This is a genomic window from Pseudomonas sp. N040 (assembly GCF_015637705.1).
In the GTDB taxonomy this organism is placed as follows: domain Bacteria; phylum Pseudomonadota; class Gammaproteobacteria; order Pseudomonadales; family Pseudomonadaceae; genus Aquipseudomonas.
In genome coordinates, this window is sequence record NZ_JADOBE010000002.1 from 431,592 (window position 1) to 447,427 (window position 15,836).

Below are 15,836 nucleotides of genomic sequence, written 5' to 3' on the forward strand. Positions count from 1 at the left end.
CGCGCCTCAGGCGGCTGAAGGCTCCGTGCCAAAGGCCGGCTGCCGCTCAACCTGCGCGGTATTGATGCGGGTAAAGCTGTAGTCCGCCTCATTCACGCGCCGGGTCTGCTGCCAGAAGCGCCAGGTCGAGCCGGGCCAGAGCGCCACGTTGCGCCCGTCAGCCTGCTGGTACCAGCTGGAACAGCCGGACTGCCAAACCGTGCCCTTGAATTTTGCCTGCAGTTTCTCGTTGAAGCTGCGTTGCGCCTCGGGTTTTACGTCCAGATAGGCCGCACCCTTCTGCTTGAGCAGCTTCAGGCACTGCATGACGTAATGCACCTGGGCTTCGATCATGAACACGATCGAATTGTGCCCCAGGCCGGTGTTCGGGCCGACCAGTTGGAACAGGTTTGGATAACCGCTCACGGTGGTGCCGTAATAGGCCTCGGCACCCTCCTTCCAGTCCTGCATCAGGTCGTGTCCCGGCAGGCCCTTGCACGGGAAGCTCTTCATGTAGATGCGCGGGTCGGTGACAAAGCCGGTGCCGAGGATGATGCAGTCCGCCGGCAGTTCGCGGCCGTCCTTGAGCAGCACCGAGTGCTCGCGCAGCTCCTGGATACCGCTGGTGACCAGCTCGACATTGTCGCGATTGAACATCGGCAGCCACTTGTTGGAAATCAGGATGCGCTTGCAGCCGATGGTGTAATCGGGGGTCAGCGCCTTGACCAGTTGCGGATCCTTGACCTGGGCCTTGATGAACAACTGGGCGAGCTTCTGCAGACCCTGGGCGATCCGCGGCGCGAACAGCGGCCAGACGCGCGACTCGTTGCTCCAGTAAAGGCGAGCGCGGTGCAGCTTGCGCAGCAAGGGCACGCGGGCAAACAGCTGCTTCTCCCACTCGGCGTACCGGCGGGTATCCCGCGGAATCACCCAGGCCGAGCTGCGCTGCAGGATGCTCAGCCGCTTCACCAGCGGGGCAATTTCCGGCGCGTACTGGATGGCGCTGCCGCCGGTACCGATGGACACCACGTTCTTGCCGGTCAGGTCGTAGGCATGGTCCCACTGCGCGGAGTGGAAGATCTTGCCCTGGAAGCGCTCCTGCCCGGGCAGGGTCGGAATCGACGGCACGTGCAGCGGCCCGGAAGCCAGCACAACATGCCGCGCCAGATACTGTTCGCCGGTAGCGGTGTCCACCCGCCACTGAGCGCTGGCCTGGTCGAACTGCAGGCCGCTGACTTCACAATTGAAACGAATGAATGGGCGGATGGCATACTTCTCGGTGGTATCCAGGATGTACTGCTGGATCTCCTGGAAGCCGGCATAGCGCTGGGTCCAGTCGTTCTTCGGGGCGAAGGAAAACGAATACATGTGCGATTGCACATCGCAGGCCGCGCCGGGGTAGCTGTTCTCGCGCCAGGTGCCGCCGACATCGGCAGCCTTCTCCAGCACCACGAAGTTGTCGTTACCGGCTTCGCGCAGCTTGATGGCCATGCACAGGCCGCCAAAACCGGAACCGATGATTACCGTATCGACATGCTTGCGCATGGTAAATGCTGCTGCAGCTGCTGAATTCATCTGGGCTCTCCGTCAAATTCGGGCTGGTTGGACGATGGAGCCAGTCTAGGTCTGGCCAGGATGGCCGAATATGCTAATGTTCGCGCAATAATTGATATTTTCGGCAACCTTGCCGCCGCCCTTCCGAGTCTCGCATCCATGGCCAGTCACTCCATCCTGTCCTTGCGTCACATCGCCAATCGGCTGAAGGAGCTGGGCAGCGATCCGGCTCCGGTACTGGCCAGGCACGGCCTGGACCTGGACCGGATTGCCCTGGACAGCCGCATCGACTATGCGCTGGAGCTGCGGATTTTCTGCAGCCTGTGTGAACTTGTCAGCGAACCGCTGGCCGGCCTCAAGGTCGGCAGCAAGATCGGCTTCACCGGCTATGGCCCCCTCAGCCTGCTCCTGCTGACCTGCGCCACACCCTGGGAAGCCATGCAGGCCAGCCTGCGCTATCAGCCACTGACTTACCTGTTCAGCCAGCCCGGATTCGTCCCCGGCCCGCGCAGCAGTGAACTGACCTTCAAGCCACTGGAACTGCCTGACTGGCCGTTCCGCTTGCGCATCGACATGGAACTGGCCGGGGCCTTCAAGTTGCTGCAGGACCTGCAGCAGACGGCAAGCATCGATCTGGCGCTCGAACTGGTCAGCCTGCCCTACCCGCGCCCCGCCGAAAGCCGGGCCTATGAAGAGTTCTTTGGCTGCCCGGTGATGTTCGGCGACAGCCACGCCCGCCTGCGCATCCTCAACAGCAAGCTGCAACAACCCATGGCCAATGCCGACAGCATGGTCAACGCCATGTACCGCCAGGAATGTGAAAAGCTGCGCGAAATAGCCCTGCGCGACACCGCCGACAACATCGCCGGGGAGGTCCGCCAGCACCTGCTGCTGTTTGATCATGCCTACCCCGATGCACCCGCCGTTGCCGCCGTGTTCGGCATGTCCGAGCGCAGCCTCCGCAGCCGTCTGCGTGCCGAGGGACTGTCCTTCCGCCGCCTGCTCGATCAGGTGCGCTACGAGCGCGCCCGGCAGCGCCTGCGCGACACGCGGGACTCGATCGAGCTGATCGCCCTGCAGCTGGGCTATGCCGAAACCGCCTCGTTCATCCACGCCTTCCAGCGCTGGTCCGGCACCACCCCGTCGGCCTACCGGCGCAGCAGCCAGAACCCCGGCAGCTGAAACGCAAAAGCCCCGAACCAGTCGGGGCTTTTGCGGTCACACGGCGATCTCGATCAGAACAGCTTGCGGCCCTTGATCGCGGCAATCCGCATGCGCAACGCGTTGAGCTTGATGAAGCCGCCGGCATCGGCCTGGTTGTAGGCGCCGCCGTCTTCCTCGAAGGTCGCGATGTTCGAGTCGAACAGCGAGTCGTCGGACTTGCGCCCGGTGACGATCACGTTGCCCTTGTACAGCTTCAAACGCACCACGCCGTTCACGTTGACCTGCGAGGCGTCGATCATCTGCTGCAGCATCAGGCGCTCCGGGCTCCACCAGTAACCGGTGTAGATCAGGCTGGCGTACTTGGGCATCAGCTCGTCTTTCAGGTGCGCCACTTCGCGGTCGAGGGTGATCGACTCGATGGCGCGGTGGGCCTTGAGCATGATGGTGCCGCCGGGAGTCTCGTAGCAGCCGCGCGACTTCATGCCGACATAGCGGTTCTCGACGATGTCCAGCCGGCCGATGCCGTTGGCGCCACCGATGCGGTTCAGCTCGGTCAGCACGCTGGCCGGGCTCATCTCGACGCCGTCGATGGCGACGATATCGCCCTTGCGGTAGGTCAGCTCGATGTAGGTCGGAGCGTCCGGGGCCTTCTGCGGGCAGACCGTCCACTTCCACATGTCTTCTTCGTGCTCGGTCCAGGTGTCTTCCAGCACGCCGCCTTCATAGGAGATGTGCAGCAGGTTGGCATCCATGGAATACGGCGACTTCTTCTTGCCATGGCGCTCGATCGGAATGCCGTGCTTCTCGGCATAGTCCATCAGCTTCTCGCGCGACAGCAGGTCCCATTCGCGCCACGGGGCGATGACCTTGACACCCGGCTTGAGTGCATAGGCACCCAGCTCGAAACGCACCTGGTCGTTGCCCTTGCCGGTGGCGCCGTGGGAGATGGCGTCGGCGCCGGTCTCGTTGGCGATCTCGATCAGGCGCTTGGCGATCAGCGGACGGGCGATGGAGGTGCCCAGCAGGTACTCGCCTTCGTAGACGGTGTTGGCGCGGAACATCGGGAACACGAAGTCGCGCACGAACTCTTCGCGCAGGTCGTCGATGTAGATTTCCTTGACGCCCATGGCCTTGGCCTTGGCGCGTGCCGGCTCGACTTCTTCACCCTGACCAAGGTCAGCGGTGAAGGTCACCACTTCGCAGTGATATTCGTCTTGCAACCACTTGAGAATTACCGAGGTATCCAGACCACCGGAATACGCCAGGACAACCTTCTTTACGTCCGTCATTCCATCACTCCACGGGCTTGTACGGAAAAGCCCGCGATTCTACCGGCGCTGCCCGCCGATTTACAGGGGCACGGCAGTTGCAGGCGACCAAGCGCCCGAATCAGACCGGGCCCGGACGGCAAAACTCAGCGCAGACCCAAGCGCACGGCCACAGCGGGATGCCGCTGGCCAGCTTTTCCGGTAGCATGCACGGCGAGAATTTTCTGCTAGAACAGCCGCCTGGAAACACCCCCCATGTCCGACCGTATCACCCTGCTGCGCCCCGATGACTGGCATATCCACCTGCGCGACGGTGCCGTGCTGCGCGATACGGTTGCGGATGTGGCCCGCAGCTTTGCCCGCGCCATCGTCATGCCCAACCTGGTGCCGCCGGTCCGCACCGCCGAGCAGGCCGACGCCTACCGCCAGCGCATCCTCGCCGCGCGCCCGGCGGGCAGCCGCTTCGAGCCGCTGATGGTGCTCTACCTTACAGACAACACCTCTGCCGACGACATTCGCCAGGCCAAGGCCAGCGGTTTCGTGCATGCGGCCAAGCTGTATCCGGCCGGCGCCACCACCAACTCGGATTCCGGGGTCACCCGCATCGACGCGCTGTTCCCGGTCCTCGAAGCCATGGCCGAGGTCGGCCTGCCGCTGCTGGTGCACGGGGAAGTCACGCGCACCGAGATCGACGTGTTCGATCGCGAAAAAGCCTTCATCGACGAGCATCTGGTGCGGCTGGTCGAGCGCTTCCCGAGCCTCAAGGTGGTCTTCGAGCACATCACCACCGCCGATGCCGCCGCCTTCGTCCGCGCCGCACCGGCCAACGTCGCCGCCACCATCACCGCCCACCACCTGCTGTACAACCGCAACCACATGCTGGTCGGCGGCATTCGCCCGCACTTCTATTGCCTGCCGATCCTCAAGCGCAACACCCACCAGGAAGCCCTGCTGGATGCGGCCACCAGCGGCGATCCGAAGTTCTTCCTCGGCACCGACTCGGCGCCGCATGCACGGCATGCCAAGGAAGCGGCCTGCGGCTGCGCCGGCTGCTACAGCGCGCACGCGGCCATCGAGCTGTATGCCGAAGCCTTCGACCAGCGCCAGGCGCTCGACCGCCTGGAAGGCTTTGCCAGCCACTTCGGCGCGGACTTCTACGGCTTGCCGCGCAACCATGAACACATCACCCTGGTCCGTGAAGACTGGGTTGGCCCCACCGAGCTGCCACTTGGCGAGCAAACGGTCATCCCGCTGCGCGCCGGTGAAAAACTGCGCTGGCGGATCGTGGAGACGCAAGCGTGAGTGAAGAGCACTTCGACGACGAATTTGACGGCAGCCTGCCCAGCGGCCCGCGCCACCCGATGGCGGCGCGCTTTCGCGGCTACCTGCCGGTAGTCGTGGACGTCGAAACCGGCGGTTTCAACTGTGCCACCGACGCCCTGCTGGAAATCGCCGCGACCACCATCGGCATTGACGAGAGCGGCCTGCTGTATCCGCAGCACACCCAGTTCTTCCGGGTGGAGCCCTTCGTCGGCGCCAACATCGAACAGGCGGCGCTGGAGTTCACCGGGATCAAGCTGGATCACCCGCTGCGCATGGCGGTCAGCGAAGAACATGCGCTCACGGAGATTTTCCGCAGCCTGCGCAAGTCGCTGAAGGCCAATGGCTGCAAGCGCGCGATCCTGGTCGGGCACAACAGCAGTTTCGACCTCGGTTTCCTGAATGCCGCAGTCAACCGCACCGGCATCAAGCGCAATCCCTTCCACCCGTTTTCCAGCTTCGACACCGCAACCCTGGCCGGCCTCGCCTATGGCCAGACCGTGCTGGCCCGCGCCTGCCAGGTGGCCGGGATTGCCTTCGACGGCAAGGAAGCGCATTCCGCCCGCTACGACACCGAGAAGACTGCCGAACTGTTCTGCGGCATCGTCAACCGCTGGAAGGAAATGGGCGGCTGGGACGAGTTCGACAACTGAGTTATCGGTTGCAGGCCCTTGTCTTGGTGGGTTTAGCCCACCAATAGCGGTTCGCGCTTTAAGGTGGGTTGAAGCCCACCCTACGTTTTGCACCCAATACATAACTGGGCGCCACTAAAAAGCCCGGCATTTGCCGGGCTTTTTAGTGGCCGAGGCCGCGCGCCTTACAGCTTGCTGGCGTTCTCGCTGAGGTAGGCCGCCACGCCATCCGGCGTCGCGGTCATGCCCTTGTCACCCTTCTTCCAGTTGGCCGGGCAGACTTCGCCGTGCTCTTCGGTGAACTGCAGGGCATCGACCAGACGCAACAGTTCGTCCATGTTGCGGCCCAGCGGCAGGTCGTTGACGATCTGCGAACGCACGACGCCGTTCAGGTCGATCAGGAAGGCACCGCGGAAGGCCACGCCGCCTTCGGACTCAACGTCATAGGCCTTGCAGATTTCGTGGCTGATGTCGGCCGCCAGGGTGTACTTGACCGGGCCGATGCCGCCGGCGTTGACCGGGGTGTTGCGCCAGGCGTTGTGGGTGAAGTGCGAGTCGATGGAAACCCCGATCACTTCGACGTTGCGTGCCTGAAACTCCGGAATGCGGTGGTCCAGGGCGATCAGCTCGGACGGGCAGACAAAGGTGAAGTCCAGCGGGTAGAAGAACACCAAGCCGTATTTGCCCTTGATGGCTGAGGACAGGCTGAAGCTGTCGACGATTTCGCCATTGCCCAATACCGCGGCAACGGTGAAATCCGGGGCTTTCTTACCTACGAGTACGCTCATTGCTTTTCTCCTTGAACATTGAGGGGTGCGCCGGCCGGGGCGGAAGTTACCGATCAGGCCATCGGCAGCGCAGTGCCCGGCCATCATACACCGGCACTTTCACCGTCCACCAACGGCTTTGCCAGCGCTACTTGTTTCGAGCACATGATTGACAATCATTCTCGTTACTATTAAGATCCGATCCACGATTCAAACCAGCACGAGCTCGCTTCCATGTATGTTTGTCTGTGTCAGGGTGTTACCGATGGCCAGATTCGCGATGCCATCTACGAAGGTTGCTGCAGCTACCGCGAGGTCCGCGAAACCCTCGGCGTAGCAAGCCAGTGCGGCAAATGCGCCTGCCTGGCCAAGCAGGTTGTGCGGGAAACCCTCGGCGACCTGCACAGCAGCCAGGCCGTCCTGGCCTACCCCGCTGCCATCTAGCACCCGCCCAACCGACCAAGTGCTTTGACGCCTGTGTCATGGCGAACCAGACTGATCACTCCCCCTCCAATCACGGCGGAATCGGGCATGAAAGGCGACAAGACGGTCATCCAGCACCTGAACAAGATCCTCGGCAACGAGCTGGTCGCGATCAACCAGTACTTCCTGCACGCGCGCATGTACGACGACTGGGGCCTGAAGAAGCTCGGCGAGCACGAGTACCACGAGTCGATCGACGAGATGAAGCACGCCGACAGGCTGATCAAGCGCATCCTGTTCCTCGAGGGGCTGCCCAACGTGCAGGATCTGGGCAAGCTGCACATCGGCGAAAACACCGCGGAAATGCTCGCCTGCGACCTGAAGATAGAGCGCAAGGCACATATCGACCTGAAGGAAGCGATCGCCTACTGCGAGAGCATCGCCGACTACGCCTCGCGCGACCTGTTGCGCGAGATTCTCTGCTCGGAAGAAGATCACATCGACTGGCTGGAAACCCAGCTGGGGCTGATCGAGAAGGTCGGCCTGCCGAACTACCTGCAATCGCAGATCGACGACTGATCCGACCCTGAAAACAAAGACCCCGCACCAGGCGGGGTCTGCTCAAGCGGGCCAGCCCTCAGGCGTTGGCCTTGCTGGCGGCTTCCTTGATCAGGGCCTGCAACTCGCCCTTCTCGAACATCTCCACCATGATGTCGCTGCCGCCGACCAGTTCGCCGGCCACCCACAGTTGCGGGAAAGTTGGCCAGTTGGCGTACTTGGGCAGATTGGCGCGGATTTCCGGATTCTGCAGGATGTCGACAAAGGCGAACTTCTCGCCACAGCCCATCACCACCTGCGCAGCCTTGGCCGAGAAGCCGCACTGCGGCGCGTTCGGCGAGCCCTTCATGTAAAGCAGGATGGTGTTCTTGCTGATCTGATCTTTGATGGTTTCGATGATATCCATGGGGCACCTCGGCTTAATTGCACCGACTCCAGGTCGGCTGGATGGCGCCATTGTAACGGAAGGCTGAGCGTGATGCTCGGTCTTTGCGGGATTGGCAGACGGACGAGGTGTTTCGTCGAGTATCGAGGGGGATGGATTGGCAATCCGCTGCTGTTTTTTTGCTGCGCCGGGCTGATTATTGCAATTGACTGGCAGTTCTGGTTTCGCCCCTCCGGGCGACCTACTTTCTTTGCTTGTGCAAAGAAAGCTAGGCAAAGAAACACCCCCCGGCATACGGGTCTCGCTGTGCGAGACTCCCCTCGCTCCGGTGCTGTTCCGAGGGTCGTCTCGAAGGGCCATCCATGGCCCATCGTTCCTCATTTGGCATCCATGCCAAATGCCCCTCTGCACAGCACCTGCGCTCGGCCTCCTGACGGGGACGGTCCGACTACCGAAGCCATGCTGTTCGACTTAAGGCCGAAAAAGCTGTTGGTGTGCACGGACTGGAAGTCCCGTCAGGAGGGTGAGCGGAATCGGTGTGGAAGGGGTTGAGTCGCATGGATGCGACGAAAGCTGCGCTGGGCCATGGACGGCCCATCGCAGCGGACCCCTGGAGCGCCGATGGAGCGAACGCACCCGGTTCGCAGCGCAGCGAAGAAACGGGCCGGATGCCGGGGGCGCTTTCTCTTTGCTTACTTTCTCTTTGCGCAAACAAAGAGAAAGTGAGGCGTCGTGCAGGACGCAACCTGTAGTCCAGTGCCGCGGAAAGCGTGGAGGTCTGGCACTGAGCCGATGCCAGCCATTAAATCCCAACAAACTATCTATCCACCTATGCCGCCGCCACCCGCACAACAACACCATTCAGTGCCGCATTGCCGGACAGTGCGTCGAGAAAGCGCTCGTCGGTCAGGTCATTGGCGCTGACGCCCGGCTGCCGGCTGGCAATCGCCATCTGCACGCCCTGGCGGCCATGGCCCCAGCCATGCGGCAAACTGACTACACCGGGCATCATCTCGTCGCTGGTCGCCACTTCTACCTCGACCACGCCGACCCGCGACTGCACGCGCACCCGTTGGCCATCGGCAAGCCCGCGGCTGGCCAAGTCCTGCGGGTGCATCAGCAACTGATGGCGCGGCTTGCCTTTGACCAGACGATGAAAGTTGTGCATCCAGGAATTGTTGCTGCGCACATGCCGACGGCCGATCAGCAGTAACTCGCCCACAGCCGGCAGAGCCTGCTCGGCAAAGCGGGCCAGATCACCGAGCAGCAAGGGCGGTGCCGCCTGCACTTGCTTGTCTGTGGTTTTCAGGCGCTGCGCGAGGTTTGGTTGCAGTGCACCCAGATCGATGCCGTGAGGATGTTCGCGCAGCTTCGCCAGTGACAGCTTCGACTCGGAGCGATCCCCGTACGGGCCAAAGCGCAGCCCCATATCGATCATCTGCTCGGGCGCCATGGTCGGCTTCAGCTCGACACCGGTCAGCCCGGAATAGGCCTTGGCCAGCCCGACAAAAATTTCCCAATCGTGCAGCGCCGTGGCCGGCTTAGGCAGAATCGCCTCGTTGAAGCGGGTCACATTACGCACCGCCAGCAGGTTGAAGCTGGTGTCGTAATGATCATGCTCCAGCGGCGCCGTAGGCGGCAGAATCAGATCAGCGTGGCGGGTGGTTTCGTTGATGTAGAAGTCCAGGCTGAGCATGAACTCCAGGCCTTCCAGCGCAGTGTCCAGCTGCCGGCCATTGGGCGTAGACAGCACCGGGTTACCGGCCACGGTAATCAGCGCCCGGATCTGCCCTTCACCCGGCGTAAGCATCTCTTCCGCCAGCGCTGCGGCCGGCAGCTCACCGCCGTACTCGGGCAAGCCGGAAACGCGGCTCTGCCAGCGGTTGAAATGGGCACCACTGGTGGAATTGACCACATCCACCGCCGCCACCGTGCACAGTGCACCACCCACCTGATCGAGGTTACCAGTGACCAGATTGATCAGCTGGATCAGCCACTGACAAAGCGTGCCAAACACCTGAGTGGAAACACCCATGCGGCCATAGCAGACCGCCTTGTCCGCTGCCGCAAAATCGCGCGCCAGTTGGCGAATCAGCGGCTCGGCAATACCGCAACGCTCGCTCATGGCGGCAACGCTGAAACCACTTAATGCGCTGCGCACTTCATCCATGCCGGTGACCGGCAGGTGGCTGGCACGCCCAAGATTTTCCTCGAACAGGGTGTTCAGGATGCCGATCAGCAAAGCTGCATCTTGCCCCGGACGGATGAACAGGTGTTGGTCAGCGATAGCGGCCGTCTCGCTGCGCCGCGGATCAACCACCACCAGTTTGCCGCCGCGCGCCTGGATCGCCTTGAGGCGCTTCTCCACATCCGGCACGGTCATCAGGCTGCCATTGGAGGCCAGCGGATTGCCACCGAGCACCAGCATGAAGTCAGTGGCATCAATATCCGGAATTGGCAGCAACATGCCATGGCCGTACATCTGCATGCTCACCAGATGATGAGGCAGCTGGTCGACCGAGGTGGCGGAAAAGCGGTTGCGGGTTTTCAGCAGGCCGAGGAAGTAGTTGCTGTGGGTCATCAACCCGTAGTTGTGCACGCTCGGGTTGCCCTGATAAATCCCCACGGCGTTATTGCCATGCTGCGTCTGGATGGCCGACAGGCGCTCGGCAGCCAGGGCAAAGGCCGCGTCCCAGCTGATGGGTTGCCAGTCATTGCCAATCCGGCGCATCGGTTGGCGCAGGCGATCCGGGTCATGCTGGATGTCCTGCAGGGCCACGGCCTTGGGACAGATATGCCCGCGACTGAAACTGTCCTGCGGGTCGCCCTTGATCGAGAGGATTTCCATCGCCCCATCCGCCGCCCTCGAAGTTTCGATAGTCAGCCCGCAAATGGCTTCACACAGATGACAGGCGCGGTGATGCAGTTGCTTGTTCATGGGTAACCTCTGGTTCTGCTGGACAACGCCCCCTGGGGAGCATTGCCACGGATGAAGGATGCCGCCAGCCGTGGAGCCAGGCGTGTACTGCTCGCGACTATGTCGGGCGGCCCCGGCAAACGCCAGTTTAGCCGCCCTGCTGAATTGACCGGCATCAAGCGGATGGATGGGAAGTCCGCTGGCAATTTGCGCCAGCGCGACCTTTGCTTATAAGATTCGCCCCCTTCCCTTTTTGTCGCTGCACGCGGCTTTTGCCGTGAGCTCAGGCGTTTTCAGCGAAAACCCGAGTCCGGCCCGATGGATATTTAAGGTATCAGCATGAACGCAAGGCACTTTCTTTCCCTGATGGACTGCACGCCCGCCGAGCTGGCCCAGCTGATCGCGCGCGCCATCGAACTGAAAGCCATGCGCCGCCAGGGCATTCTTCACGAGCCGCTGCGCAACCGCGTGCTCGGCATGCTGTTCGAGAAAGCCTCGACCCGCACCCGCCTGTCCTTTGAAGCCGGGATGATCCAGCTCGGCGGTCAGGCCATCTTCCTCTCACCACGCGACACCCAGCTGGGCCGTGGCGAGCCGATCGGCGACACCGCCATCGTCATGTCGCGCATGCTCGATGCGGTGATGATCCGCACCTTCGCCCACAGCATGATCGAAGAGTTTGCCGCCCATTCGCAGGTCCCGGTGATCAACGGCTTGTCCGATGACCTGCACCCCTGCCAGTTGCTGGCCGACATGCAGACCTTTATCGAGCAGCGCGGCTCGATAAAGGGCAAGACCGTGGCCTGGATCGGTGACGGCAACAACATGTGCAACACCTACCTGGAAGCCGCCGTGCAGTTCGACTTTCAGCTGCACATCGCCTGCCCTGAAGGCTACGAACCCGACCCGGCGTTCCTCGCGCTGGCTGGCGAGCGTGCAACCCTGTTCCGTGACCCGCGCGAAGCCGTGCGTGGCGCCCATCTGGTGAGCACCGACGTGTGGACCTCGATGGGCCAGGAAGAGGAAACCGCCAAGCGCCTGGTGCTGTTCCAGCCGTATCAGGTCAGCCGTGAGCTGCTCGACCTGGCCGCCGCCGACGTGCTGTTCCTGCACTGCCTGCCGGCCCATCGCGGCGAGGAAATCAGCCTGGACCTGCTCGAGGACCCGCGCTCGGTCGCCTGGGACCAGGCGGAAAACCGCCTGCACGCGCAGAAGGCCCTGCTCGAATTCCTCGTCCCGGCCGCCAGACTGTCATGATGACGCCCCTGCTGCTCAATCTGCACGGCGTCAGCTGTGGCTTTGGCGGGCAGCCGGTGGTACAGGATCTCAGCCTGCACCTGAACGTTGGCGACATCGCCTGCCTGCTCGGCCCCTCCGGCTGCGGCAAGACCACCTGCCTGCGCGCGATTGCCGGTTTCGAGCCAGTGCTCGGCGGGGAAATCCAGCTGGCCGGCGAGATCATTTCGCGGCCGGGTTTCACCCTGCCGCCGGAGAAACGCCGGATCGGCATGGTGTTCCAGGACTACGCACTGTTCCCGCACCTGAGCGTCGCGGAAAACGTCGCCTTCGGCATTCGCCAGCATCCCGAAAGCCGGCGCATCACCGCCGAACTGCTGGAACTGGTGACCCTCGACCGCCTGGGCAAGCGTTACCCGCACGAGCTCTCCGGTGGCCAGCAGCAGCGCGTGGCCCTGGCCCGCGCCCTGGCGCCGGAACCACGGATGCTGCTGCTGGATGAGCCCTTCTCCAACCTGGACGGCGAATTGCGCCGGCGCCTGAGCAAGGAAGTCCGCGACATCCTCAAGGCCCGCGGCACCAGCGCCATCCTGGTCACCCATGACCAGGAAGAAGCCTTCGCCGTCAGCGACCATGTCGGGGTGTTCCAGGATGGCCGCCTGCAACAGTGGGACACGCCCTACAACCTTTACCACGAACCGCTGACGCCATTTGTCGCCAGCTTCATCGGCCAGGGCTATTTCATCCGTGGCCAGTTGCTGACCCCGGATACCGTGCAGACCGAGCTGGGCATCATCAACGGCAACCGCGCCTACAACTGGCCGGTCGGCAGCCCGGTGGACGTGCTGCTGCGGCCGGACGACATCGTGCCCGATCCGGCCGGTCCGCTGCAGGCCAGGGTCAGCGGCAAGACCTTCCTCGGCGCAGCAACCCTGTATCGCCTGCAACTGCCCACCGGCAGCCAGCTGGAGGCAGTCTTCCCCAGCCATGCCGATCACCACAGCGGTGAACTGGTCGGCATCCGCATCGCCGCCGACCATCTGGTCCTGTTCCCGGCGCAAGGCAGCCAGGCCGTCAGCCAGGCGCTTGCGCCGCGTCAAGCCAGCTCAATCCAGCCATAAGCGGCCGCTGGCCACCAGCCGCGCCTGGCCGCCGATTTTCACCCGCGCGCCCTCCAGCCGGCAGTGCAGCTCGCCACCACGACGGGAGCACTGATAAGCCCTGAGCATGGTTTTCTTCAGGCGCTGCGACCAATAGGGAATCAGGCTGCAATGGGCCGAACCGGTGACCGGATCCTCATTGATACCAATCGCGGGGGCAAAGAAGCGCGACACGAAATCATGCGTGTCCCCTTGCGCAGTGATGATCACCCCCTGCCAGGGCAGACGCGCCAACAGGGCAAAATCCGGTTGGCAGGCGCGCACGCTCTGCTCGCTGTCCAGCACCGCCAGCAACTTGTCGGCGGCCAGCACCGAGACAACCGAAACGCCCAGTGCCTCTTCCAGTTCCAGGCTGACCGCCACCGGCTGCGGAATCAGTGCGGGAAAATCCAGTACCAACTGCTCGCCTTCGCGGGCAACGCCCAGCCGTCCCGACTTGCAGTGGAAATCGAGCTGGTCACCTGCCTCGTCATAGACCTCGAACAATACCTGCGCTGCAGCCAGGGTAGCGTGCCCGCAAAGCGGCACCTCGGCACCCGGGGTAAACCAGCGAATATGCCAATGGCGGTCCTCGCGCACCATGAAGGCGGTCTCGGCCAGATTGTGTTCGGCCGCTATCTGCTGCATCAACGCCGCGTCCAGCCAGGCGTCCAGGCGGTAAACCATCGCCGGATTACCGCTGAAAGGCCGACTGGAAAACGCATCGACCTGATGAAAATCGAGCTGCATGAAGAGTCTCCCCAATGATCCGTGCAAAGCGCTACCAGACAGCGTAGTCGCCGCTGCGAAAGTGGGCATGGCTGCACCCGGTCCTGCACCAGCGCAACGCAGCAGCAGCCCCTCAAGTGCGCCTTTAAAACAAGAAAACATATAAAAATCAATTAATTGATAAAACTGGCACAGTCTCTGCAAAAGCCACAGCGGACAGCACAACGGCGTGCCTGCCAACCCGACAACGACGTCACGAAGCCTCGCAATCCAGATTGCAGCGGCTCGTGGCGTTTTTTTTGCTTCTTGGCACAAGGATTTCGACATGCGTCTATCACCCGCTTCCCTGTTGTCCCTGGCGATCACCAGTCTGATCGCCGGATCCGCTCACGCCGCCGAGGATTTCGGCAACCTGGTTACCCAGGGCAAGGTCATTTTCGATGAGCGCTACCGCTACGAATATGTCGATCAGGACGCCGCGCCCGGCAAGCCGGCGCTCGACCATGCCAACGCGCAGACCCTGCGCAGCCGCCTCGGCGTGCAGAGCGGCCAGCTGTACGGCTTGTCTGCGCTGGTCGAGGCCGACAACGTCAGCCGCATCGGCGATGCCGGCTACAACAGCACGCGCAACGGCCAGACCCAGTATTCGGTGGTCGCCGACCCGGACGGCACGGAAATCAACCAGGCACTGCTGCGCTACGACAACCCGCTGGGTAATCTGGTCGCTGGCCGCCAGCGCATCAACCTGGACAACCAGCGCTTCATCGGCAGCGTCGCCTGGCGGCAGAACGAGCAGACCTTCGACGGCGGCCTCGGCCAGCTCAAGCCGGTCGACGGCCTGACCCTCACCGGGGCCTACCTCAGCAACGTCAACACGGTGTTCGGCCCGGACAACGGGCGCTATGACAACGCCGCCAACCCGGCCAATATCGAGGGTCACAGCCAGCTGTTCAACGCCCAGTACCAGTGGCGCCCCGAGCTGGTGATCACCGGCTACAGCTACCTGCTCGGGCTGGACAACCTGGCCCTCTCGGCCACCGGCCCCACTGCCACCCAGTCCAGCCAGACCAGCGGCCTGCGCCTGACCGGCGCGACCTCCGGCTTCAGCTACGCGCTGGAATACGCCAACCAGCAGGACTACGCCGACAACCCCTGGGCACTGGACAGCGACTACTACCTGGCCGAACTGGGCTACACGCTGCACGGCGTGGCGCTCAAGGGTGGCTATGAGGTGCTCGAAGGCGATGGCAGCAGCACCATTAACCAGGCATTCCAGACGCCACTGGCGACCAAGCACGCGTTCCAGGGCTGGGCCGACGTGTTCCTCACCACACCGGTCGGCGGGGTCGAAGATGCTTATCTGGGCGCCAGCATGCCGTTGCTCGGCGGCACCGCGCAGGCGGTCTGGCACGACTTCAGTTCCGAGCAGAGCCTCAGCACCGGCAATGACTACGGCAGCGAGATCGACCTGTCCTATGCCCACCCGGTTCCGGGGGTGAAAGGCTTGGTGGCGCTGGCTAAATATGCCGACTACAACGCCAACGACTTTAGCGTGGACACCAGGAAGTTCTGGTTGCAGCTGCAGTACAGCCTCTAAGTCGAGTACCACAGAGTCGCCCCGGGTTGTGCTGCACAGCCCGGGGAGCTGGATACGGCAAAACAGCAAACTTTCTGTAGGTTGGGTTGAGCGCAGCGAAGCCCAACGGTCCCGGCGCAAGAGCATCAGTTGGGCTTCGGCGCGATGCGCCTCAACCGCAACCTACAG

The 15,836-nt window shown here is 62.9% G+C and carries 14 protein-coding genes; 8 read left to right on the forward strand and 6 right to left on the reverse strand.

Annotation, left to right across the window (positions count from 1 at the left end; all coding sequences use genetic code 11):
* Positions 1 to 6: 6 nt before the first annotated feature.
* A complete protein-coding gene (locus ISX93_RS04890) occupies positions 7 to 1,554 on the reverse strand; it encodes a flavin-containing monooxygenase (protein WP_229732035.1) in 1,548 nt (515 codons plus the stop codon).
* A 138-nt stretch (positions 1,555 to 1,692) separates the two neighbouring features.
* Between ISX93_RS04890 and ISX93_RS04895 the strand changes: the two genes are divergently transcribed.
* On the forward strand, positions 1,693 to 2,715 hold the full coding sequence (locus ISX93_RS04895) for an AraC family transcriptional regulator (protein WP_195777581.1): 1,023 nt from the start codon (positions 1,693 to 1,695) through the stop codon (positions 2,713 to 2,715).
* A 53-nt stretch (positions 2,716 to 2,768) separates the two neighbouring features.
* Here the strand turns inward: ISX93_RS04895 and ISX93_RS04900 are convergent, their stop codons facing one another.
* Positions 2,769 to 3,986, reverse strand: a complete 1,218-nt coding sequence (locus ISX93_RS04900) for an argininosuccinate synthase (protein ID WP_195777582.1) — start codon at positions 3,984 to 3,986, stop codon at positions 2,769 to 2,771.
* 234 nt (positions 3,987 to 4,220) lie between these two features.
* On the opposite strand from ISX93_RS04900, the gene pyrC reads away from it, so the two are divergent.
* Positions 4,221 to 5,267 (forward strand): dihydroorotase, encoded by a 1,047-nt coding sequence (gene pyrC, locus ISX93_RS04905; protein ID WP_195777583.1) that lies wholly within the window; start codon positions 4,221 to 4,223, stop codon positions 5,265 to 5,267.
* Positions 5,264 to 5,938 (forward strand): ribonuclease T, encoded by a 675-nt coding sequence (gene rnt / locus ISX93_RS04910; RefSeq protein WP_195777584.1) that lies wholly within the window; start codon positions 5,264 to 5,266, stop codon positions 5,936 to 5,938. Before pyrC ends, rnt begins: the two co-directional genes overlap by 4 nt.
* Positions 5,939 to 6,102: 164 nt before the next feature.
* Here the strand turns inward: rnt and ISX93_RS04915 are convergent, their stop codons facing one another.
* A complete protein-coding gene (locus ISX93_RS04915; RefSeq protein ID WP_195777585.1) occupies positions 6,103 to 6,705 on the reverse strand; it encodes a peroxiredoxin in 603 nt (200 codons plus the stop codon).
* Positions 6,706 to 6,918: 213 nt separating this feature from the next.
* Between ISX93_RS04915 and ISX93_RS04920 the strand changes: the two genes are divergently transcribed.
* Positions 6,919 to 7,128: a bacterioferritin-associated ferredoxin gene (locus tag ISX93_RS04920; protein WP_195777586.1), complete on the forward strand. Its 210-nt coding sequence runs from the start codon at positions 6,919 to 6,921 to the stop codon at positions 7,126 to 7,128.
* An 87-nt stretch (positions 7,129 to 7,215) separates the two neighbouring features.
* Positions 7,216 to 7,686, forward strand: a complete 471-nt coding sequence (gene bfr / locus ISX93_RS04925; protein WP_195777587.1) for a bacterioferritin — start codon at positions 7,216 to 7,218, stop codon at positions 7,684 to 7,686.
* Positions 7,687 to 7,744: 58 nt separating this feature from the next.
* Here bfr and grxD read toward each other — a convergent pair whose 3' ends face one another.
* A complete protein-coding gene (grxD, locus tag ISX93_RS04930) occupies positions 7,745 to 8,071 on the reverse strand; it encodes a Grx4 family monothiol glutaredoxin (protein ID WP_195777588.1) in 327 nt (108 codons plus the stop codon).
* Between the two features lie 808 nt (positions 8,072 to 8,879).
* Positions 8,880 to 10,988 carry a molybdopterin oxidoreductase family protein gene (locus ISX93_RS04935; RefSeq protein ID WP_195777589.1) on the reverse strand — a complete coding sequence of 703 codons (2,109 nt, stop codon included), beginning with the start codon at positions 10,986 to 10,988 and terminating at the stop codon, positions 8,880 to 8,882.
* Between the two features lie 318 nt (positions 10,989 to 11,306).
* On the opposite strand from ISX93_RS04935, the gene argF reads away from it, so the two are divergent.
* The gene (argF, locus tag ISX93_RS04940) at positions 11,307 to 12,224 is read left to right on the forward strand and encodes an ornithine carbamoyltransferase (protein ID WP_195777590.1); all 918 of its coding nucleotides are present in this window, start codon (positions 11,307 to 11,309) and stop codon (positions 12,222 to 12,224) included.
* Complete coding sequence (locus ISX93_RS04945) at positions 12,221 to 13,324, forward strand: ABC transporter ATP-binding protein (RefSeq protein ID WP_195777591.1); 1,104 nt, start codon at positions 12,221 to 12,223, stop codon at positions 13,322 to 13,324. Before argF ends, ISX93_RS04945 begins: the two co-directional genes overlap by 4 nt.
* Here ISX93_RS04945 and ISX93_RS04950 read toward each other — a convergent pair.
* Entirely contained in the window at positions 13,310 to 14,092 is a 783-nt protein-coding gene (locus tag ISX93_RS04950) for a PhzF family phenazine biosynthesis protein (RefSeq protein WP_195777706.1), read from the reverse strand. The two genes, ISX93_RS04945 and ISX93_RS04950, sit on opposite strands and share 15 nt — an antisense overlap.
* Before the next feature lie 304 nt (positions 14,093 to 14,396).
* Between ISX93_RS04950 and ISX93_RS04955 the strand changes: the two genes are divergently transcribed.
* Positions 14,397 to 15,668, forward strand: coding sequence for an alginate export family protein (locus tag ISX93_RS04955; protein WP_195777592.1), 1,272 nt, complete (start codon positions 14,397 to 14,399; stop codon positions 15,666 to 15,668).
* Positions 15,669 to 15,836 lie beyond the last annotated feature (168 nt).